The 19,002-nt window shown below is 65.6% G+C and carries 18 protein-coding genes; 11 read left to right on the top strand and 7 right to left on the bottom strand.

The window, feature by feature from the left end:
- Nucleotides 1-28: 28 nt before the first annotated feature.
- Both ROH8110_RS14140 and ROH8110_RS14135 read right to left on the bottom strand, forming a co-directional pair.
- Entirely contained in the window at nt 29-610 is a 582-nt protein-coding gene (locus ROH8110_RS14140) for an outer membrane protein (RefSeq protein WP_245962862.1), read from the bottom strand.
- A 305-nt stretch (nt 611-915) separates the two neighbouring features.
- Nucleotides 916-1,344 (bottom strand): DUF1489 family protein, encoded by a 429-nt coding sequence (locus ROH8110_RS14135; protein WP_085818357.1) that lies wholly within the window; start codon nt 1,342-1,344, stop codon nt 916-918.
- A gap of 95 nt (nt 1,345-1,439) precedes the next feature.
- Between ROH8110_RS14135 and ROH8110_RS14130 the strand changes: the two genes are divergently transcribed.
- Nucleotides 1,440-3,719: an adenosylcobalamin-dependent ribonucleoside-diphosphate reductase gene (locus tag ROH8110_RS14130; RefSeq protein WP_085818356.1), complete on the top strand. Its 2,280-nt coding sequence runs from the start codon at nt 1,440-1,442 to the stop codon at nt 3,717-3,719.
- A gap of 89 nt (nt 3,720-3,808) precedes the next feature.
- On the opposite strand, the gene ROH8110_RS14125 is transcribed toward ROH8110_RS14130, so the two are convergent.
- Both ROH8110_RS14125 and ROH8110_RS14120 read right to left on the bottom strand, forming a co-directional pair.
- Nucleotides 3,809-4,042, bottom strand: a complete 234-nt coding sequence (locus ROH8110_RS14125; protein WP_085818355.1) for a hypothetical protein — start codon at nt 4,040-4,042, stop codon at nt 3,809-3,811.
- 136 nt (nt 4,043-4,178) lie between these two features.
- Nucleotides 4,179-4,523, bottom strand: coding sequence for a hypothetical protein (locus ROH8110_RS14120; RefSeq protein WP_085818354.1), 345 nt, complete (start codon nt 4,521-4,523; stop codon nt 4,179-4,181).
- A gap of 441 nt (nt 4,524-4,964) precedes the next feature.
- Here ROH8110_RS14120 and ROH8110_RS14115 point away from each other — a divergent pair, with 441 nt between their 5' ends.
- The 8 genes from ROH8110_RS14115 (at nt 4,965) to ROH8110_RS14080 (ending at nt 12,731) form a co-directional block, all read left to right on the top strand.
- Nucleotides 4,965-5,450, top strand: a complete 486-nt coding sequence (locus ROH8110_RS14115; protein WP_085818353.1) for a DUF305 domain-containing protein — start codon at nt 4,965-4,967, stop codon at nt 5,448-5,450.
- Between the two features lie 25 nt (nt 5,451-5,475).
- Nucleotides 5,476-6,240 (top strand): MauE/DoxX family redox-associated membrane protein, encoded by a 765-nt coding sequence (locus tag ROH8110_RS14110; protein ID WP_085818522.1) that lies wholly within the window; start codon nt 5,476-5,478, stop codon nt 6,238-6,240.
- 161 nt (nt 6,241-6,401) lie between these two features.
- On the top strand, nt 6,402-7,769 hold the full coding sequence (locus tag ROH8110_RS14105) for an NAD(P)/FAD-dependent oxidoreductase (RefSeq protein WP_211330787.1): 1,368 nt from the start codon (nt 6,402-6,404) through the stop codon (nt 7,767-7,769).
- 12 nt (nt 7,770-7,781) lie between these two features.
- Complete coding sequence (locus tag ROH8110_RS14100; protein ID WP_085818352.1) at nt 7,782-8,144, top strand: DUF5368 domain-containing protein; 363 nt, start codon at nt 7,782-7,784, stop codon at nt 8,142-8,144.
- A gap of 540 nt (nt 8,145-8,684) precedes the next feature.
- The gene (locus ROH8110_RS14095; RefSeq protein ID WP_085818351.1) at nt 8,685-9,929 is read left to right on the top strand and encodes an aminopeptidase; all 1,245 of its coding nucleotides are present in this window, start codon (nt 8,685-8,687) and stop codon (nt 9,927-9,929) included.
- A gap of 200 nt (nt 9,930-10,129) precedes the next feature.
- The gene (locus tag ROH8110_RS14090) at nt 10,130-10,915 is read left to right on the top strand and encodes a ZIP family metal transporter (protein WP_085818350.1); all 786 of its coding nucleotides are present in this window, start codon (nt 10,130-10,132) and stop codon (nt 10,913-10,915) included.
- A 92-nt stretch (nt 10,916-11,007) separates the two neighbouring features.
- Entirely contained in the window at nt 11,008-11,487 is a 480-nt protein-coding gene (locus ROH8110_RS14085; RefSeq protein ID WP_085818349.1) for a DUF411 domain-containing protein, read from the top strand.
- A 71-nt stretch (nt 11,488-11,558) separates the two neighbouring features.
- On the top strand, nt 11,559-12,731 hold the full coding sequence (locus tag ROH8110_RS14080; RefSeq protein WP_085818348.1) for a DSD1 family PLP-dependent enzyme: 1,173 nt from the start codon (nt 11,559-11,561) through the stop codon (nt 12,729-12,731).
- Between the two features lie 21 nt (nt 12,732-12,752).
- Here ROH8110_RS14080 and ROH8110_RS14075 read toward each other — a convergent pair whose 3' ends face one another.
- Complete coding sequence (locus tag ROH8110_RS14075) at nt 12,753-14,174, bottom strand: FAD/NAD(P)-binding protein (protein WP_085818347.1); 1,422 nt, start codon at nt 14,172-14,174, stop codon at nt 12,753-12,755.
- 167 nt (nt 14,175-14,341) lie between these two features.
- On the opposite strand from ROH8110_RS14075, the gene ROH8110_RS14070 reads away from it, so the two are divergent.
- Complete coding sequence (locus ROH8110_RS14070) at nt 14,342-15,355, top strand: NAD-dependent epimerase/dehydratase family protein (protein ID WP_085818520.1); 1,014 nt, start codon at nt 14,342-14,344, stop codon at nt 15,353-15,355.
- Between the two features lie 93 nt (nt 15,356-15,448).
- Here the strand turns inward: ROH8110_RS14070 and ROH8110_RS14065 are convergent, their stop codons facing one another.
- Entirely contained in the window at nt 15,449-15,988 is a 540-nt protein-coding gene (locus ROH8110_RS14065; protein ID WP_085818346.1) for an adenine phosphoribosyltransferase, read from the bottom strand.
- A 212-nt stretch (nt 15,989-16,200) separates the two neighbouring features.
- Between ROH8110_RS14065 and ROH8110_RS14060 the strand changes: the two genes are divergently transcribed.
- A complete protein-coding gene (locus ROH8110_RS14060; RefSeq protein ID WP_085818345.1) occupies nt 16,201-18,078 on the top strand; it encodes an acyltransferase family protein in 1,878 nt (625 codons plus the stop codon).
- 7 nt (nt 18,079-18,085) lie between these two features.
- On the opposite strand, the gene ROH8110_RS14055 is transcribed toward ROH8110_RS14060, so the two are convergent.
- The gene (locus ROH8110_RS14055) at nt 18,086-18,964 is read right to left on the bottom strand and encodes an S-methyl-5'-thioadenosine phosphorylase (protein WP_085818344.1); all 879 of its coding nucleotides are present in this window, start codon (nt 18,962-18,964) and stop codon (nt 18,086-18,088) included.
- Nucleotides 18,965-19,002 lie beyond the last annotated feature (38 nt).

The following is a 19,002-nucleotide window of genomic DNA, read 5'->3' as shown; positions in this document are numbered from 1 at the left end:
CCGCGTTGCCGATTGGCTATACCAGGGTTCAGAAGCGGAAGGTGCCGCGGACCTGAACGGTGGTCGCTTCAACATCGGTGTTGGTCGAGTTGAAGTTGTCGAACTCGTGATAGAGCACTTCGCCACCCATCGCGAAGTTCTGGGTGATCATGTGCTCATAGCCCGCGCCGATGAAGTAACCGTCATCGTCGCCCAGGGTGTCGGTGTCGGCCTGTGCCCAGCCACCGGTACCATAGAGCAGACCGTTGCCGATCTTGTAGCCGCCGCGCAGTTTGACGCGCAGCACGTTTTCGATGGTCGGGTTGCCCGCGCCAAGGCCGATATCGGCCCAGTCGTAATCGAGGCCTGCGCCTGCGACCCACTGGCCGAAGTCGTAGTCGTAACCCATCACGAGACCGCCGATTGCGCCGTCGCCGTCAACGCCGGGGGCGTTGGTGTCGACATTGCCATAGCCGAGCTGGCCACCGACATAGCCGCCGGTCCAGTCGGGGCTGGCGGGAGCGGGTGCGGGTGCCGGCGCGGGGGCCGAAACGACGGGGTCGGGGGCGGGGGCGCTTGCCGAGCCGGCGAAGGCCGGGCCGGTGGCCATGGCGATCGTCGCGGCGATCATGGAACCTTGCTTCAACATGGTTCTACCTTTCTTCTTTGTCCTGTTCACGTCCGCGTCGGGCGGGCGTTTGCTTCCTGTAATGTCCCCTGCGTTAAGCACAGAGGTTGCCTCCCGGCAGGATGTCCTGCGCGGTTGAGACTGAAATGAGCGCGATCATGGATGGCTTCAACCGGGGCAGGGACGAAGGTAGCGGAAGACGGCGCATTCTTGCCGTAACTCCGTGGCGTAATGCGCTGAAATACGCCGAAAATACCGGGGTTCCGTCGGGGCGGCGGAGGGGCGGTCAAATTGCCGTGAGTGTTGCCTTAAAGCACCCCGATATCGGCCAGTGCCGCCGAGAGCGAGGCGGGCAGTTCGTCTTCGGTCTGGCGATGGGCGGGCAGGTCGGCGGGCGCGTCGGCGGGCTGAAGGTAGCGCCAGCCCTGGAACGGGCGTTTGAGCGCGTTGGTGGTGGGGATGATCGCGGGATCCAGCACGAAGGCGCAGCGGCGGATGCCGTCCTGGCCGATCACCTCGTCAAATCGCAGGAGGCGCTGGCGGCATTGCACCATCCCCTGGAAAACCCAGAAGATCGAGCCGCCGTCGAGCAGTTCATCGGCGCGTTTGGGCCACATGCGGGTGACATGGCGGGGCAGTCCATCGGCGGTCTGGGTCTGTTTGCCAGCCTGCCACTGGCGCAGGCTTTCGATGGTTTCGGTGCCGACGCTGAGCTTGATGAGATGCAGTTTGGCCATTGCCTTCGATTCCCCCGTCGCGGGCAGATAGGGTAGTGGAAATGCGCCGGGCTTCAAGCTATTGTGTTTTTCCCGACAGGTTCAGGATTCGCCGCATGACCCGTTTCGCCGCCCCAATCGCCCAATCCATCTGGGACATGAAATACCGCCTCAAGGAGGCCGACGGCACGCCGATCGACGAGACCGTCGAAGCGACGTGGCGGCGGATCGCGCGGGCGCTGGCCGAGGTCGAGGCCGAACCGGCGCATTGGGAAGAGCGGTTCTATCATGCGCTCGAGGACTTCCGGTTTCTGCCCGCGGGGCGGATCACCGCAGGGGCGGGCACCGGGCGCAGCGTGACGCTGTTCAACTGTTTCGTCATGGGCACGATCCCCGACGATATGGGCGGCATTTTCGAGATGCTGAAAGAGGCCGCGCTGACCATGCAGCAGGGCGGCGGGATCGGCTATGATTTCAGCACCATCCGCCCGCGCGGCGCCGAGGTGAAAAGCGTGGCCGCCGATGCCAGCGGGCCGCTTTCCTTCATGGATGTGTGGGACGCCATGTGCCGCACCATCATGAGCGCGGGATCGCGCCGGGGTGCGATGATGGCGACCATGCGCTGCGATCATCCCGATATCGAGGATTTCATCGGCGCCAAGTCGGATTCAGCGCGTCTGAGGATGTTCAACCTTTCGGTGCTGGTCAGCGATGCCTTCATGGAGGCGGTCAAGGCGGATGGCGCATGGGATCTGGAATTCGGCGGCAAGGTCTATCGCACGGTGCAGGCGCGCGACCTGTGGAACCGGATCATGCAGGCGACCTATGATTACGCCGAGCCGGGGGTGATCTTCATCGACCGCATCAACGCGGCCAACAACCTCAATTACTGCGAGACGATTTCGGCCACCAACCCCTGCGGCGAACAGCCCCTGCCGCCTTATGGTGCCTGCCTGCTCGGGTCGATCAACATGGCGCGGCTGGTCAGCGACCCGTTCGGCAAGGATGCGGCGCTCGATCCCGAGGCGCTGGACGAGCTGGTGGCGAGCGCGGTCAGGATGATGGACAACGTGGTCGATGCCAGCCGCTTTCCGCTGGAGGCGCAGGCGCGCGAGGCCGCCGCCAAGCGCCGGATCGGGCTGGGTGTGACCGGGCTGGCGGATGCGCTGTTGATGCTGGGGCTGCGATACGGCAGCGACGAGGCGGCGGCACAGACCGAGGCCTGGCTCAAGCAGATCGCGCGGGCGGCCTATCTGGCCAGCGTGGAGCTGGCGCGCGAAAAGGGGCCGTTTCCGCTGTTTGACCGCGATGCGTTCCTGGCTTCGGGCAACATGATGAACATGGATGAGGACGTGCGCGCGGCGATCGCCGAGCATGGCATCCGCAACGCATTGCTGACCAGCATCGCGCCGACCGGCACGATCAGCCTTTATGCGGGCAATGTGAGTTCGGGGATCGAGCCGGTCTTTGCCTATTCCTATACGCGCAAGGTCTTGCAGAAGGATGGCAGCCGCACCGAGGAAGAGGTGGTGGATTACGCCGTGCAGATGTGGCGCGAGAAGTTCGGCGATGCCGAGCTGCCCGCGCATTTCGTCAATGCCCAGACGCTGGCGCCCGAGGATCACGTCAAGATGCAGGCGGCGGCGCAGCGCTGGGTGGACAGCAGCATTTCCAAGACGATCAACTGCCCGGCGGATATTTCATTCGAGGCGTTCAAGAATGTCTACATGCAGGCCTATGAGACGGGCTGCAAGGGATGCACCACCTATCGTCCCAATGACGTGACCGGCAGCGTGCTGAGCGTGTCCGAGAGCGCCGACGCGGGGCCGGGCGAGAGCGGTGCGCCGATGCCCCAGGAGGGCGGCGAGATCGTCTACATGTCCGAGCCGCTGGACCGGCCCACGGAACTGGAGGGCGCGACTTACAAGCTGAAATGGCCCGACAGCAGCCACGCGATCTATATCACCGTCAACGATATCGTGCTGAACGGGCATCGGCGGCCCTTCGAGGTGTTCATCAACTCGAAGAACATGGAGCATTTCGCCTGGACCGTGGCGCTGACGCGGATGATCTCGGCGGTGTTCCGGCGCGGGGGCGATGTGAGTTTCGTGGTCGAGGAGCTGAAGGCGGTGTTCGACCCGCGCGGCGGCGCCTGGATGCAGGGCAGGTATGTTCCTTCGATCCTGGCGGCGATCGGCGGCATCCTCGAGCAGCACATGATCTCGATCGGGTTCCTCGAAGGCGAGGGGCTGGGCCTCAAGAGCGACCCGACGCAATCGGTGGTCAATCTCGATGCGCCGCGCGGCCCGTCCTGCCCGGCCTGCGGCAGCTATGACATGCGGATGATCGAGGGCTGCATGACCTGCGCGAGTTGCGGGCATTCCAAGTGCGGATGACGCCGGGATAGGGCGCGATTGTCCGGGCATGCAGAGGAGATGCCCGCCGCATTGCTGGCGGGTATGCGCGCGGCGGTTCTTGCTGGCGGTCAGTCGTCGTCGGCCAGCGGGCGCTGGAAGGCGTTGAGGGTGTTGCGGTGCATGGAGCGGGGTGGCGTGGCCGGGCGGTTGAGCCCGCGCCAGATCAGGGCGAGGGCCAGCGCGAAGGCCAGGGCGCCCCAGTAGCCGCCGCCGAGCATGCCGACGAGCAGCGTCGCCACGAGGGCGGCGGCGAAGAACAGCAGGGTGAAGATCATCGCGAAGAACGTCATGCTGCCCAGCATAGGCGATCTTGGGTGAGTGTCACCGCGAAGTGCCACTCAAGGTTGTATTTCGCGCGCAAGGATGGCCGATGCGCAACGGTGCCGCCCCGCGCCTTGATCTGGCGCGGGGCGGGGTTTTCGGGATGGGGCGCCGGGGTCAGCGGCCGTGGGAGCCGAGGCCGGTATCCTGGGGATCGCTGTAGCCGGTCGCCTCGAAGCTGTTGGCGGCGCGGCTGACGGGGGTGTCCGCCAGGGCCGCATCCACGATCGCGCGGCTTTGCGAGGCCGAGTTGCCTTCGATGATGACATCCACGCCGAGACGCTGGGCGCGGTCGAGGTCGTAGATCTCGTTGGCGCTCAGGGTGGCGAAGGTGCTTTCGCTGACCCAGGTGGGGACGCGGTCGGAGGGGTCGGTTTCCATCGCGCTGGCGGGGATGGCGGCGGCCAGGCTGCCGGCAAGTGCGAGGGCGGCGATGAGGGGGGTCTTGATTGCGTGGGTCATGTCATTTCCTTTCGGGTTTCCTGATTGGTGTCTGTTTCGTTCGATGCGGGCTGTGCCGCGTTCTGTGACTCCAAGATGCGCCCCGAATGGCGCTGGCGATAGCCGTGGCCCGGCGATGTGAAAAGCCGCTCACGCCGCCCCCCGGCGCCGTGATGCAAGCGATGCTAACGGCTCAAGGAGCCGCGAGCGAGGCGCTGAGGCGGGACGGGAAGTACTTATTTTTCAGCGACTTGAATTGTTTCAGCGGACCCTGCGAAAACGCACCCTTGCTGTGCTGACCCGCGCGCTTGCCCGGATCGGTAACAATCCGGGCGCCGCCGGGGGGCCAGCCCCCCGGACCCCCCGAGGTATTTCGGGCCAGATGAAGGGGCGGCGGGAAAGATTTCGCGGCAGGGCGAACCCTTCGGCGGGTGCTGCGTTACCTACATAGGAGGTGGTGCAATGGGTTATGCACGGTTTCTGTCGATGATCGCGACATCCACTGTCGCGATGTATGGGCTGATGTATCTCAATACCTATGCGATGGATCACGTCTTTTTCTCGCAGACGCGGCTTTGGATGGCGCTTTACATGGGCTCGGCGATGGCGGTGATCATGCTGGGATTCATGTGGGCGATGTATGCCAGCCGGCGGGCGAATATCGCCATTGTCGCGGGCGCGGTCGTGGTGTTCGCGGCGTCTCTCTGGCTGGTGCGCTCGCAGGAGACGGTGGGGGACGTGGCCTGGATGAAGGCGATGATCCCGCATCATTCGATCGCGATCCTGACCAGCGAGCGCGCCGAGCTCTCGGACCCGCGCGTCAGGGCGCTGGCCGACGCCATCATCGAGGCGCAGCGCGGCGAGATCGAGGAAATGAAACGCTATATCGACGATATCGAGGCCAATGGCGATGCGCCCGAGGGCACCGGGCGCCAGAAGGCCGAATGATCGCCCGGAAAGGAGAGAGATGAGCATGACGGCAAGCGGCAAGGACAAAGCAGGGCGCGCGGCGCTCTACCGGATGGTGATGCCGGATCATCTGTGCCCATACGGGCTCAAATCGAAGGAGCTGCTGGAGCGCGAGGGGTATGAGGTGGAGGATCACCATCTGAGAACCCGCGAGGAGGTCGAGACGTTCATGCAGCGCCATGAGGTGGAGACCACGCCACAGAGTTTCATCGAGGGTGAGAGGATCGGCGGGCATGATGCCCTGCGCGCGCATTTCGGAAAGGCGCGCGGTTTTGCGGGGGCCTATCAGCCCGTTGTCGCGCTGTTCACGGTGGCGGCTCTGATGGCGCTGGCGGTGGGTTTCGTATCCGGGCGCGGGATCTTCTCGGTGCGGGTGATCGAGTGGTTCGTCGCGATCGCGATGGTGCTGCTTGGCCTGCAGAAGCTGAAGGATGTCGAGAGTTTCTCGACCATGTTCCTCAATTACGACCTGCTGGCGCGGCGATATGTGCCTTACAGCTATGTCTATCCCTTCGCGGAGACCGGCGCGGGGGTGCTGATGATCGCCGGGGTGCTGACGCTGGTGTCGGCGCCGGTGGCGCTGTTCATCGGCTTGGTCGGGGCCGCGAGCGTGTTCAAGGCGGTCTATATCGACCGGCGCGAATTGAAATGCGCCTGCGTGGGGGGGGACAGCGAGGTGCCGCTGGGCTTCGTCTCGCTGACCGAGAACCTGATGATGACCGGCATGGGCATCTGGATGCTGGCGAAGGTCTGGGGCGGTGCGGCCTAGGGCCGCCGCCTGACGCGAAGGCCACCGGCAAGATCCTGAATTGCCAATTCTGCGGCGACAGGTCGCGGCAGGAGAGGGCCGGGATCAATGCGCGCTGCGCGAACATGCTATACATTCCCACAGTTGAATATGAGTGATGACAATGGCGATGAGGTGAGGGAATGGAAGAGTTCATGAAGGGGGCGACATCGCGACGCGGGTTTCTCGGGCTGGCGGCAGGGGGAGCGGCGGCGCTGGCCGTAGCGGGGCCGGGGACGGCACGGGCCGAGCCGGTGCGCACGAGCGCCAAGATCGTGATCCTGGGTGCGGGCGCGGCGGGCACGGCGATGGCCAACCGGCTGACGGAGCGCCTTGAGGGGGCGAGTATCACCATCGTGGACGGTCGCCAGCAACATTGGTACCAGCCCGGTTTCACGCTGGTCGCCGCCGGTCTCAAACCGGCGAGCTACACGCTGAGCGACACCGGCGACTGGCTGTCGGACGGGGTAAAATGGGTGGCGGAACATGCCGCCGCGATCGACCCCGACGCGCAGATCGTCACCACGGCGTCGGGCAGCAGGCTGGACTATGACTACTTGGTCGTGGCCACGGGGCTCTCGCTGGACTGGGATGCGGTCGAGGGGTTCTCGCTCGACATGGTGGGGCAGAACGGGATCGGCGCGCTTTATGCCGGGCCAGAGCAGGCCGAAGCCACCTGGCGCGCGATGGACGCGTTCACCGACAAGGGCGGTGTGGCGCTGTTCGGGCGCCCCGCGACCGAGATGAAATGCGCGGGTGCACCGCTGAAATACACGTTCCTGACCGATGACTACCTGCGCCGCAAGGGGCGGCGCGATGCCTCGCAGATCGTCTATGCGGCGCATGGCAAGTCGCTGTTCTCGGTGCCGGTGGTCGACGAGAAGGCCAAGCTGATCTTTGACGAACGCGGTTTCGACGTGCGCTGGAACCATGTTCTGACGGGCATCGACGCGGGCGCGAAAACGGCGCATTACCGTGTGCCGGAAAGCCGCGCGCTGGCGGCGGACGGCACCGTGACCGTGACGCCCGAGCGCGAGGTGAAGATCGGTTTCGATTTCACCAATGTGATCCCGCCGCAGCGCGCGCCGCAGGTGGTGCGCGAGTCGGGCCTGAGCTGGGCCGACAGGTGGGTCGGCCAGGGATGGATCGAGGTCGATCCCGGCACGCTGCGACATCGCCGCTATCCCAATGTCTTCGGGGTGGGCGATATCAACGGCGTGCCCAAGGGCAAGACTGCCGCATCGGTCAAGTGGCAGGTGCCGGTGGTCGAGGATCATCTGGTCGCCGAGCTGGACGGGCGCGAGGGCAGCGCGATCTATAACGGCTATACCTCCTGTCCGATGATCACCAAGATCGGCCGTGCCATGCTGATCGAGTTCGATTACGAGAACCGCCTGACGCCGTCTTTCCCCGGTGTGATCGCCCCGCTGGAAGAGCTGTGGATTTCCTGGCTGATGAAGGAAATCGCGCTCAAGCCCACCTATAACGCCATGCTGCGCGGCAAGGTCTGAGGAGGAACGACCATGAAGGAACTGACATTCGCAACCCTGCTGGCCGTGTTCGAGGAAGTGTTCGGGCGGGGCCTGTTCTGGGCGATGGTGGCAATCGCGGCGATCATCACCGTGGCCTATCTTTACGTGCTGGTCCGCGACCGGCACATGTCGGCGCGCAAATTCCTGCTGGCGCAGTTGTTCATGCCCCTGGGGGCGGTCGCGGCGGTGATGTTCGTTCTCCGGATGACCAATTCGGCGCTGGCGGATATCGGCGGGCCGGTGGACTGGATCGTGCTTCTGGGCGTTGCGGGCGCGGGGGCGGTCGGGCTGGCGATCCTGGTCTACACGGCGCAATCGCTCTTGCGCCCCGGTGGGGATTCGGGCGGGGACTGAGCGGTCGGCGGTCCGGTCCCGGGGCCGGGGGGTTGATGTTCGCGCCCTGAGAGGCGATATAGCCTTCACAATCCGTGCGGGTGATTGAAGCGTTGCTTGTCCCTGCACGCGGGGCCGGGGTGAATGCCTGGCCCGAGCGTTAGCGTATCAGCTCTCGGCGACAGGCCGATGCAGACCCCGGTATCAGGCGGTCTTGGCGCGTAACGCAATTCTGCGGGGGCGGACCTTTTGGTCCGGCGCCCCGGTGGATCGACCGGACAACAGACCAGAAGGAGAGAGCCATGAGCCACATGACCGATGAAGAGATCGAACAGCGTATCGACGAATTGCAGAATTCGGGGATGCACCTGGCCGCCAAGGCCCTGATGCGCGAGCTGCATTTTCGCCGCAAGAACGGCTGAACGCCGCGATCTGAAGTGAACCGGGGCCGTGCCGCTTGACTGGCGCGGCCCTTTGCATTTGAGCGCCCGCGCGCGGCTTGACCTTTCGGGGGGCTTGGCAGAACGTGGCGCGCAATGCGCGAGAATACCGGGGAAAACCATGACAATCGAACACGATCACGAACAGAACCTGGACCGCCTGGCCGAGCTGGCCGTGAAGGTGGGGCTGAACCTTCAGGAGGGGCAGGACCTGGTGCTGAGCGCGCCGGTCGAGGCATTGCCGCTGGTGCGCCGGATCGTGGCCGAGGCCTATCGCGCGGGGGCGGGGCTGGTGACGCCGATCCTGGGGGATGAGGCGCTGACGCTGGCGCGCTATCGCAATGCGCGGGAGTCGAGCTTTGACCGCGCGCCGGGCTGGCTGTTCGATGGTATGGCCGAGGCCTTTGCGGGCGGTGCGGCGCGCATGGCGATCGTCGGTGACGATCCGATGCTGCTGGCCGATGAGGACCCGGCCCGCGTGGCGCGGGTGGGCAAGGCCAATGCGATGGCCTACAAGCCGGCGCTGGAAAAGATCGCGAATTTCGACATCAACTGGTCGATCGTGAGCTATCCCGGCGCGGCCTGGGCGCGGCGCATCTTTCCCGATCTCGACGAGGACGCGGCGGTCGCGCGGCTGGCCGAAGCGATCTTCGCCGCCTCGCGGGTGGAGGGCGAAGACGATCCCGTCGCCGCATGGCAGGCCCATAACGAGAGGCTGCGGGCGCGCACGCGCTGGCTGAACGAGCAGGCGTTCGATGCGTTGCATTTCACCGGGCCGGGCACCGACCTGGTGGTCGGCCTCGCGGATGGGCATGAATGGCAGGGCGGGGCCTCGAGCGCGCGCAACGGCGTGACCTGCAACCCCAACATTCCGACCGAGGAGGTGTTCACGACGCCCCATGCGCTACGCACCGAGGGGCATGTGCGCGCCACCAAGCCGCTTTCGCATCAGGGCAGCCTGATCGAGGGAATCGAGATGCGTTTCGAGGGCGGACGCATCACGCATGCCAGCGCGACGAAGGGCGAGGCGGTGTTGCAGAAGCTGCTGGATACGGATGACGGCGCGCGGCGGCTGGGCGAGGTGGCGCTGGTGCCGCATTCCTCGCCGATCTCGCAATCGGGGCTGTTGTTCTACAACACGCTTTATGACGAGAATGCCGCTTGCCATATCGCCCTGGGGCAATGCTATTCCAAGTGTTTCAGGGATGGCGGCGATCTGAGCGCGCAGGAGATCGAAAGCCGGGGCGGCAACGCCAGCCTGATCCATGTGGACTGGATGATCGGCGGGGCCGACACCGATATCGACGGCATCGCCGCCGACGGCACGCGGGTGCCGGTCTTTCGCAAGGGTGAATGGGCGTCCTGAGCGCGCGGCCGCTGTTTTCCAGCGTGAGTGGGCTGCACGCCGCTACGGGTATGACGCCTGATGCAGAAATGGCGGGACAGGCGACCGTCAAGCTCCGGGACCACCGCACGCGCAGCCCTTGAACATGCTTGCGCAGTGGCGTCTAACGGGGGCGGCCGCGTTTTGGCGCGGCTGCCCTTTGACGATGCCGGAAGGTTTTCATGGAAGAGATATCTTCGCCCCTTATGCTTGGTTTCCTCGGCAGTCTTGCCGCTGGCCTGATGACGGCGGTGGGGGCTGCGCCGGTATTGGCAGGGCGGATGCCGGGACAGGCATTTCGCGACATGTCGCTGGGTTTTGCCGCGGGCGTGATGCTGGCGGCGTCGTTCTTTTCGCTGATCATTCCCGCGCTCGATGCCGCCGAGGTGAGCTATGGCGCGGGGCCGGTTCCGGCGGCGATCACCTGCCTTTCGATCCTGATCGGCATGGGCGCGGTGCACCTGATGAACGAGGCGCTGCCGCATGAGCATTTCAAGCTGGGCCGCGAGGGGCCGGAGGCGGCCTCGCTGCGCCGGGTCTGGCTGTTCATCATCGCCATCACCATTCACAATTTCCCCGAAGGGCTGGCCGTGGGCGTCGGGTTCGGGGCGCATGGGCTGTCGGGCGGTATGCCGCTGGCCATCGGGATCGGCCTGCAGAACGCGCCCGAGGGGCTGGCCGTGGCGGTGGCGCTTCTGGGCGAGGGCTATGACCGGCGGCGCGCCTGGTCCATCGCCGCGCTCACCGGCATGGTCGAACCCGTGGGCGGGGCCATCGGGGCCGGTGTGATTTCGGTCGCCGAGCCGCTCTTGCCCTGGGGGCTGGCCTTTGCGGCGGGCGCGATGCTTTACGTGATCAGCCACGAGATCATTCCCGAGACCCATCGCCGGGGCCATCAGAACAAGGCGACGCTGGGCCTGGCCGTGGGGCTGGTGGTGATGCTGTTCCTCGATGTCTGGCTGGCCTGAGGGGTGAACACGATCGCGTCAGCGGGCGGCTGCGGGCTTGCGGGCGATGCGCCGGGCGTTATCCTTGCAGCAATCATTCCAAGAGGCCCGACATGACCCAGCACGATTTTTCACGCCGCAGTTTCTTGATCGCCGGGGCGGCATTCGGCGCGCTGGCGGGGTTGCCGGTGGCGGCCAGCGACGCACCGCTTGAAATCCACGTCATGAAGGACCCCAATTGCGGCTGCTGTTCGGCCTGGATCGAGATCCTCGAGGCCGAGGGCTTCAAGGTGACGACCGAAACCAGTTTCGGCACGGCGCTGAGCCGTTACAAGCTCGACAACGGCATTCCGGCGCGCATGGCCTCCTGCCATACCGGGAAGATCGCCGGTTACATGATCGAGGGCCATGTGCCGCCCGCCGATATCCGTGCGCTTCTGAAGGCGCGCCCCGATGCGGTCGGGCTGTCGGTGCCGGGGATGCCCTATGGTTCGCCCGGCATGGGGCCGGAGTATCAGCGCGAGGCCTATAACGTCTACCTGATCGGGCGCGATGGCGGGGCCACGGTTTTCAACAGCTATCCCGCGGCGTGACCGCCTGACGTTCCGGCCTGCCGGACCGGGCCGCGCTTTGCGTCTTTTCATCTGCGCGGCGGCGGGTCAGGATGCGGCGCATGAGCAAGTTTGACGGATATGAACCGGGCTTTGACATCCCCGCCCTGCCGGGGATGGACGAGGCCGAGATCGCGACCCCCTGCCTAGTGCTGGACATGGACGCGCTTGAACGCAACCTGCGCAAGATGGGCGCCTATGCCAAGGCGCAGGGAATGCGCCTGCGGGTGCATGGCAAGATGCATAAATCCGTCGATCTTGCAAAATTGCAGATCGCGATCGGCGGGGCCTGCGGGGTCTGTTGTCAGAAGGTCAGCGAGGCCGAGGTTTTCGTGCGCGGCGGCATTGGCGACGTTCTTCTGACCAACGAGTTGCGCGACCCGCGCCAGATCGACCGGCTGGCGCGTCTGGCCGGGATGGGCGCAAGGCTGGGCTGTTGCATCGACGATATCGACAACGTCGCCGAATTGTCGGCGGCGGTCGCGCGTCATGGCACCACGCTGGACTGTCTTGTCGAGATCGACTGCGGCGCGGGGCGCTGTGGCGTCACCGACAGCGCGGCGGCGCTTGAGATCGCGCGCGCCATCGCGGCGGCGCCGGGGCTGCGTTTTGCCGGGCTTCAGGCCTATCAGGGGGCGGCCCAGCACCTGCGCAGCTTTGACGAGCGCAAGGCCCGGATCGGGACCGCCATCGCCATCACCCGCGAGGTGGTCGCGGTGCTGGAAGAGGCCGGTCTTCCCTGCGAGGTGGTCAGCGGTGCGGGCACCGGGAGCTTTCAGTTCGAGGCGGAATCCGGCGTCTATACCGAGCTGCAATGCGGATCCTATGCCTTCATGGATGCCGATTACGGGCGGGTTCAGGATGCCGAAGGCGGGCGGCTGGACGGGCCGGGGGGCTGGGAGAACGCGCTGTTCCTCATGACCAGCGTCATGAGCCATGTGCGCGCGGATCGCGCGGTGGTCGATGCGGGTTTGAAGGCGCAATCGGTCGATAGCGGCCTGCCTGTGGTGTTCGGGCGCGCGGGCGATGATCTTGAATACATCACATGCAGTGACGAACATGGCGTCATCGCCGACCCCAGGGGCGTGCTGAGGGTGAATGACCGCCTGAAGCTGGTGCCGGGCCATTGCGACCCGACCTGCAATATCCATGACTGGTATGTGGGCCTGCGCGGCGGCAAGGTGGAATGCGTCTGGCCGGTGTCGGCGCGCGGGCGGTTCTATTGATCGCGCCGGCGCGCGTGGCGCTCAGGTGACGCCATTCGCCTGCGCGACCTGCTGGCGCAGCCCGCCCATGTCGAACAGCGGGAAGGGCGAGACCATATCGCCCACCGCGATCACCGTGGGGGCGAGATAACGCAGCCCCGGCGGCCCGATCCTGAGCCCCGGCCCGGTCATCAGCCCGGCGCCATCGGGCGCCATCGCAAGCCAGCCGCGCGCCACCAGGCTTTCGCTGAGCGGATCGAGCGCCAGCCGCGCGCCCGGCCCGGCGCAGTTGATGACGAGGGGCGCGTCAAGCTGCATCTCTGTGCCGTCGCGGGTGTCGAGATGTACGCGCGCGCCGTCCCTGGTTGGTTCGACCCGCCGGGCGCGGCCGATGATCTCGGTGATCTGCCCGGCGCCCAGAAGGCGGTGAAAATCGGCGATACTGTCATGGGTGCCCCGGCGAAAGCGGCGTTCGAGCGGGTGGGTCACGCGGCGCCGCTCGGCGGGGTCGGGCAGCAATTCGGCCAGCTTGTCGCCGGTCGCCCAGTTCTTGAAACCGGGACGAAGCTGCGACATGCCGGCGCCCTCGTCGCGCCGCATCCGGGCGATCTCGCTGTCGACCGCCGCCAGGAAATCGTCGCAGGTGGCGAAGGGGCCGGTGATGCGCGGCACCACATCGGGCTTGCGCGGGCGTTCCCAGATCAGCGGCTCGGGGCGCAAGCCGCTGGCGCTGAGCACCGTCATGGAGATGTCGCGCTCATCGAGCAGCGATTGCAGGAAGCGCAGCACGTCGAGCATGGCCGCATTGGCGCCAAGGCAGATCACCCGGTCACCGGGGGAAAGCCGCGCGGCGATGGCCTCTTCGCGCCCGTAAAGCATGGGAAACGCGCCCGGCCCCGCATCGGTGCAGAACGCATCCATCGCAGGGGTGCCGGGGGCGAGGTCGACACGGTCCGCCGTCTCGACGCGGCCATCATCGAGGGTCACGCGAAACCGCGCTCCGTCGTGGTCGAGGCCATGCACCCCGGCCGTGACGAGGTTCACGGTAACGCCGTTTTGCTGGTGGCGCGCAAGCGCGGTTTCCACCAGATGCGAGAGGTAATCCCCGAAGAATGCGCGCGGCGCAAAGAGCGCGGCCAGATCGCCCGCCGCGATGTGATCGGCGCCAAAGCCCAGCCAGTCGGGCCGCCGACCCTGCATCGCGCGCGACACCTCGGGCCAGTGATCCTCCAGCCAGTCGGCGAATTCCGGCAGCACCGCCGCCGAGGGCGAATTGAGCAAATAGGCATAGCGCCAGGGCGCATCGGCGGCGTGATCGCCATAAGCCAGGCCACGGCCCAGGTTTTCGGGGGCGTGGGCAATCACGCTCAGCCGGTCGCCGGGGTTCAACTGGGCCATTTCGGCAAAAGCAGCGGCGGTGCCGCCATCCCCGATCACGATATGATGCCGGTTGCTGTCTGTCATGGCGCGCTTTCTGGTCTTGTTGCCTGTCGCGCCGACTTTGGTCGAGACCGCGCCGGATTGCCAGTGCCGGGGTGCGGTTTTCCCGCCTGCGGCTTGTGCAATTCGCCGCCTCGGGCTATCGCATCAGGAGGGGTATGCGCGGGCAGGCGCAAGGAAGGGCAGGGATCATGACACGGGTCTTCATTACCGGAACCGCCGGTTTCATCGGCTATCACCTGGCCGATCTGCTGCTTGACGAGGGCGTCGAGGTGCATGGGTTTGACGGGATGACGGATTACTACGATGTCGCCCTCAAGCGGAAACGGCACGCCATGCTGGCCGCCAAGCCCGGTTTCACCGCCCATGAGGCGATGCTGGAGGATGGCGCGGCGCTGGATCGCGCTGTCGATGCCTGCGCGCCCGACATGATCGTGCATCTCGCGGCGCAGGCGGGTGTGCGCTACAGCCTTGAGAACCCGCGCGCCTATCTCGATGCCAATGTGATCGGCAGTTTCAACGTGATGGAGGCTGCGCGCCGCCATGATGTGCGCCACCTGCTGATGGCCTCGACCAGCTCGGTCTATGGTGCCGAGACGCAGATGCCCTATGCCGAGACCATGAAGGCCGACACCCAGATGACGATCTATGCGGCCACCAAGAAGGCCAGCGAGTCGATGGGCCATGCCTATGCGCATCTGTGGAACCTGCCTGTCACGATGTTCCGGTTCTTCACGGTCTACGGGCCGTGGGGACGCCCCGACATGGCCTATTTCAAGTTCACCGACGCGATCCTCGGCGGGCGGCCCATCGACATCTACAATCACGGCGAGATGTTTCGCGATTTTACCTATGTCGGCGACCTCGTGCGCGCCATCCGCCTGTTGATGGATGCGCCGCCCGTGCGCCCCGCCGCGCCCGAAGATATCGCGCCGGGAGACAGCCTTTCGCCGGTCGCGCCCTGGCGGGTGGTCAATATCGGCAATTCCACCAGCGTGCGGCTGATGGATTTCGTCACCGCGCTCGAAGGGGCGCTGGGCTGCAAGGCCAGTTACAACATGATGGAAATGCAGAAGGGCGACGTGCCCGCCACCTGGGCGGATGCGAGCCTGTTGCAGCGCCTGACGGGATACCGCCCCGAAACCGATATCGCGGAGGGGCTCGCGCGTTTCGTCGCCTGGTATCGGGATTATTACGGGCGTTAGCCAGGGGCCGGGATCACCCCGGCATCGGGGCGCCGCCAGTATCGCATGGCGTCATCCGGGCCTCATCGCCGGAGCGTCACTATCCGGTGCGCGTCATTCGCCCTCGAAATCGCAGAGCGCGTGCACGTCCATGCCCATCGCCTCGAGCCGCTTGCGCCCGCCCAGCTCGGGCAGGTCGATCACGAAGGCGCAGCCGACGATCTCGCCGCCCAGCCGCTCGATCAGCCGGATTCCCGCCTCGGCGGTGCCGCCGGTGGCCCGCAGGTCATCGACCATCAGCACCTTTTCGCCCGGCTGGATGGCGTCGTCGTGGATCTCGACCACGGCCTCGCCATATTCCAGCTGGTAATCCTCGGAAATCACCGCGCCGGGCAGTTTGCCTTTCTTGCGGATCGGGACGAAGCCGAGCGAGAGTTGATGCGCGATCGCCCCGCCCAGGATGAAACCGCGCGCCTCGAGGCCGACGACCTTGTCGATCTGCTCGCCGGCATAGGGGTGCAGCATCTGGTCGATCGCCATGCGAAATCCGCGCGGATCGGCAAAGAGCGTGGTCACATCGCGGAACATGATCCCCTCATGGGGAAAGTCCACGATGGTGCGGATATAATCCTTGACGGTGCGGATCACGGGCATGGGCGGCCTTTCAGTGGCTGGAACAACCCATTGTTTGGCCGATGCCGCGCCGCCTTGCAAGGGTGCGATCCGTCGCGCCGCGGGCGCGTGCGGGGCGGCATCGCGGTGACACGGGGAGCTTCATGGGTGCGCGGCGGGTGAAGGGCTATTTACTCGGATGCGCGCGGTCAGTATGTCAAGCGGCGCACAGGTTGCCCATGCGGAGAGACCCTTTGAAGTATCGTGCTGAAATCGACGGTTTGCGCGCCGTCGCGGTTGTGCCCGTCATCCTGTTCCATGCCGGGTTCGAGGCCTTTGGCGGGGGCTATGTCGGGGTCGACGTGTTCTTCGTGATCTCGGGCTACCTGATCACCACCATCATCCTGGCCGAGCTCAATGAGGGCCGCTTCAGCCTGATGAATTTCTACGAACGGCGCGCGCGGCGTATCCTTCCGGCGCTGTTCTTCGTGGCGCTGTGCTGCCTGCCGGTGGCGTGGCTGGTGCTGTTTCCCACCGACCTAAAGGATTTCGCCCAGTCGCTCATTGCGGTGGCGACCTTTTCATCGAATTTCCTGTTCTGGAGCGAAGCGGGCTATTTCGACACCGCCGCCGAGATCAAGCCCTTGCTGCATACCTGGAGTCTTGCGGTCGAGGAGCAGTATTACATCATTTTCCCGGTATTCCTGATGCTGGCATGGCGCTGGGGCAAGCGGCGCATCACGCAGATCCTGATCGGGGTGTTCCTGTTCAGCCTGGCGCTGGCGCAATGGGCCGCCTACCAGGAGCCCGAGGCGGGGTTCTTCCTGCTGCCGGCGCGGGCCTGGGAATTGCTGGCGGGCGCGTTCGTCGCCTTTTACGTGGACCGGCGCGGCGCGGTCGATGTGGCGCCGGGGCTGGCCAATATCCTGTCGGCGCTGGGGCTGGCAGGTATCGGGTTCGCGATCTTCGCCTATGACCACAGCACGCCCTTTCCCAGCCTTTACGCGGTGGTGCCGGTTCTTGGCGTGGTGGCGGTGATCATGTTCGCGCAGCCAGGCACGCTGGTGCATCGCCTGCTGGCGTTCCGCCCGGTGGTTGGGGTGGGGCTCGTGTCTTACAGCGCCTATCTCTGGCATCAGCCGATCCTGGCCTTTTACGGCCATGCGGTCGGGCGCAACGCGCCGCTCTGGCATACCGCGCTGATGCTGCTGGCGACGGCGCTGCTGTCGGTGTTTTCCTATTACGTGATCGAGACCCCGACGCGGCGCAGGACGGTCTTTGGCACGCGCATGAAGATCGGCGGTTTCGCGGTGGCCGGGTCGCTGGCGCTGATCGGCGTCGGGCTGATGGGGACGCTGAGCAATGGCAACATGTTCCGCTACCCGCAGCCGGTGGTCGATATGTTCGCGCGCGCGGATGCCTATGGGCTGAGCACCTGGGAGGCCAAGAATGCCAGCCGCCTGCAGGATTTCGATCAGGACGCGGCGACCAAGCTCCTGCTGATCGGCGACAGCAATTCGGCCGATCTGCAGAACGCGCTGGCGGCGGTGATCGACAAGGATGTCTCGGTGGTCAGCGCACAGGTCGGCGCGACCTGCGGCAACCTGTTCGTCCCGCCCGAGGATTTCGCGGCATTCATCGAAAGAAGCCGTTTCAAGCTCTGTGGGGCCAAGCATAACGACCTCATGGCCGACAAGACCTATGCGCTGATCGAAGAGGCCGATATCGTGATCCTGGCCACCGCCTGGAGCGAATGGGAAGTGGGGCTGATGCGCGACAGCCTTGACCGTCTGACCGAGGAATATGGCGACAAGTTCTGGGTGTTCGGCACCAAGTCGGTCCGCTTTTCGCGGGCGGAGATCCTTGAACAATGCCTGAGCGATTGCATGGGCTGGACCACCAGCCCGGTCAAGAGCACAACCAAGATCAACGACAGTCTCGCCGAGATCATGGGCGATCGGTTCATCGACCCGCTTTCGCTGATGTGCTCGGAGGGCGAATGCACGGGCTTCATCTCGCCCGGCGAGGTGCTCGTCTATGACGGGTTCCACTTCACGCCCGACGGTTCGGTCTGGTTCGGCGAGCGGATGCGCGACGCGGGGCTGATCGACCGGATGGGCCTCGGAAGCTGATTGCCGGTCAGCCGCCCAGAACGCGCCCGGCCACCGCATCGAGCTTTGCCACCAGCGCGGCGTCACGCGCCTCGGGGGCGGTCAGGATGGCGTTGTCGAGCGCGCGGTCACAGCCATGCGGGCAGGGCGCACGGTCCGCACCCAGCAAGGCGGGCAGGGCGCGCAGCGTCTCGCGGCCCTTGTCGGCGTTGCCCATCAGCGTCGCGATGATCTGCGCCACGTCGACCTCGCCATGCTGGGGGTGCCAGCTGTCGTAATCGGTGATCATGGCGACCGAGGCGTAGCACAGCTCGGCCTCGCGGGCGAGCTTGGCCTCGGGCATGTTGGTCATGCCGATCACATCCGCGCCCCAGACCTCGCGATACATGCGCGATTCCGCCAGCGTGCTGAATTGCGGCCCTTCCATCGCCAGGTAGGTGCCGCCCTCATGCACGGTGATCCCGGCGGTACGCGCCGCCTGCGCAACGGCCGCGCCAAGGCGCGGGCAGGTGGGATGGGCAACGCTGACATGGCCGACGCAACCGGCGCCGAAGAAACTTTTCTCGCGCGCGAAGGTGCGGTCGATGAACTGATCGACCACCACGAAATCCCCCGGCGCCATTTCCTCGCGGAAACTGCCCGAGGCGCTCAGGCTGATCACGTCGGTCACGCCCAGGCGTTTGAGCGCGTCGATATTGGCGCGGTAGGGCACGGTGGAGGGGCTGTGCACATGGCCGCGCCCGTGACGCGGCAGGAAGGCCATCCTCACCCCGTCCAGCGTGCCGGTCATGATCTGGTCCGAGGGTTTGCCCCAGGGGCTTTCGACGCTAACCCATGTCGCGTCCTCAAGCCCGTCGATATCGTAAAGTCCCGATCCGCCGATCACCCCGATCATCGTCTGCGTCATCTCTGCCCCCATTGAAATCCGGTCTTGCCCTTGGGCCA

The organism is Roseovarius halotolerans (assembly GCF_900172255.1).
In the GTDB taxonomy this organism is placed as follows: Bacteria; Pseudomonadota; Alphaproteobacteria; order Rhodobacterales; family Rhodobacteraceae; genus Roseovarius; species Roseovarius halotolerans.
The sequence above is the reverse complement of the archived record's forward strand: the minus strand, read 5'-3'. Positions and strand labels throughout refer to the sequence as shown.

Bases quoted from the DNA above. Each gene is read 5' to 3' on its own strand.
- ROH8110_RS14140 (WP_245962862.1), bottom strand. From the start codon at position 610: ATGATCGCCGCGACGATCGCCATGGCCACCGGCCCGGCCTTCGCCGGC.
- ROH8110_RS14135 (WP_085818357.1), bottom strand. From the start codon at position 1,344: ATGGCCAAACTGCATCTCATCAAGCTCAGCGTCGGCACCGAAACCATC.
- ROH8110_RS14130 (WP_085818356.1), top strand. From the start codon at position 1,440: ATGACCCGTTTCGCCGCCCCAATCGCCCAATCCATCTGGGACATGAAA.
- ROH8110_RS14125 (WP_085818355.1), bottom strand. From the start codon at position 4,042: ATGCTGGGCAGCATGACGTTCTTCGCGATGATCTTCACCCTGCTGTTC.
- ROH8110_RS14120 (WP_085818354.1), bottom strand. From the start codon at position 4,523: ATGACCCACGCAATCAAGACCCCCCTCATCGCCGCCCTCGCACTTGCC.
- ROH8110_RS14115 (WP_085818353.1), top strand. From the start codon at position 4,965: ATGGGTTATGCACGGTTTCTGTCGATGATCGCGACATCCACTGTCGCG.
- ROH8110_RS14110 (WP_085818522.1), top strand. From the start codon at position 5,476: ATGACGGCAAGCGGCAAGGACAAAGCAGGGCGCGCGGCGCTCTACCGG.
- ROH8110_RS14105 (WP_211330787.1), top strand. From the start codon at position 6,402: ATGGAAGAGTTCATGAAGGGGGCGACATCGCGACGCGGGTTTCTCGGG.
- ROH8110_RS14100 (WP_085818352.1), top strand. From the start codon at position 7,782: ATGAAGGAACTGACATTCGCAACCCTGCTGGCCGTGTTCGAGGAAGTG.
- ROH8110_RS14095 (WP_085818351.1), top strand. From the start codon at position 8,685: ATGACAATCGAACACGATCACGAACAGAACCTGGACCGCCTGGCCGAG.
- ROH8110_RS14090 (WP_085818350.1), top strand. From the start codon at position 10,130: ATGGAAGAGATATCTTCGCCCCTTATGCTTGGTTTCCTCGGCAGTCTT.
- ROH8110_RS14085 (WP_085818349.1), top strand. From the start codon at position 11,008: ATGACCCAGCACGATTTTTCACGCCGCAGTTTCTTGATCGCCGGGGCG.
- ROH8110_RS14080 (WP_085818348.1), top strand. From the start codon at position 11,559: ATGCGGCGCATGAGCAAGTTTGACGGATATGAACCGGGCTTTGACATC.
- ROH8110_RS14075 (WP_085818347.1), bottom strand. From the start codon at position 14,174: ATGACAGACAGCAACCGGCATCATATCGTGATCGGGGATGGCGGCACC.
- ROH8110_RS14070 (WP_085818520.1), top strand. From the start codon at position 14,342: ATGACACGGGTCTTCATTACCGGAACCGCCGGTTTCATCGGCTATCAC.
- ROH8110_RS14065 (WP_085818346.1), bottom strand. From the start codon at position 15,988: ATGCCCGTGATCCGCACCGTCAAGGATTATATCCGCACCATCGTGGAC.
- ROH8110_RS14055 (WP_085818344.1), bottom strand. From the start codon at position 18,964: ATGACGCAGACGATGATCGGGGTGATCGGCGGATCGGGACTTTACGAT.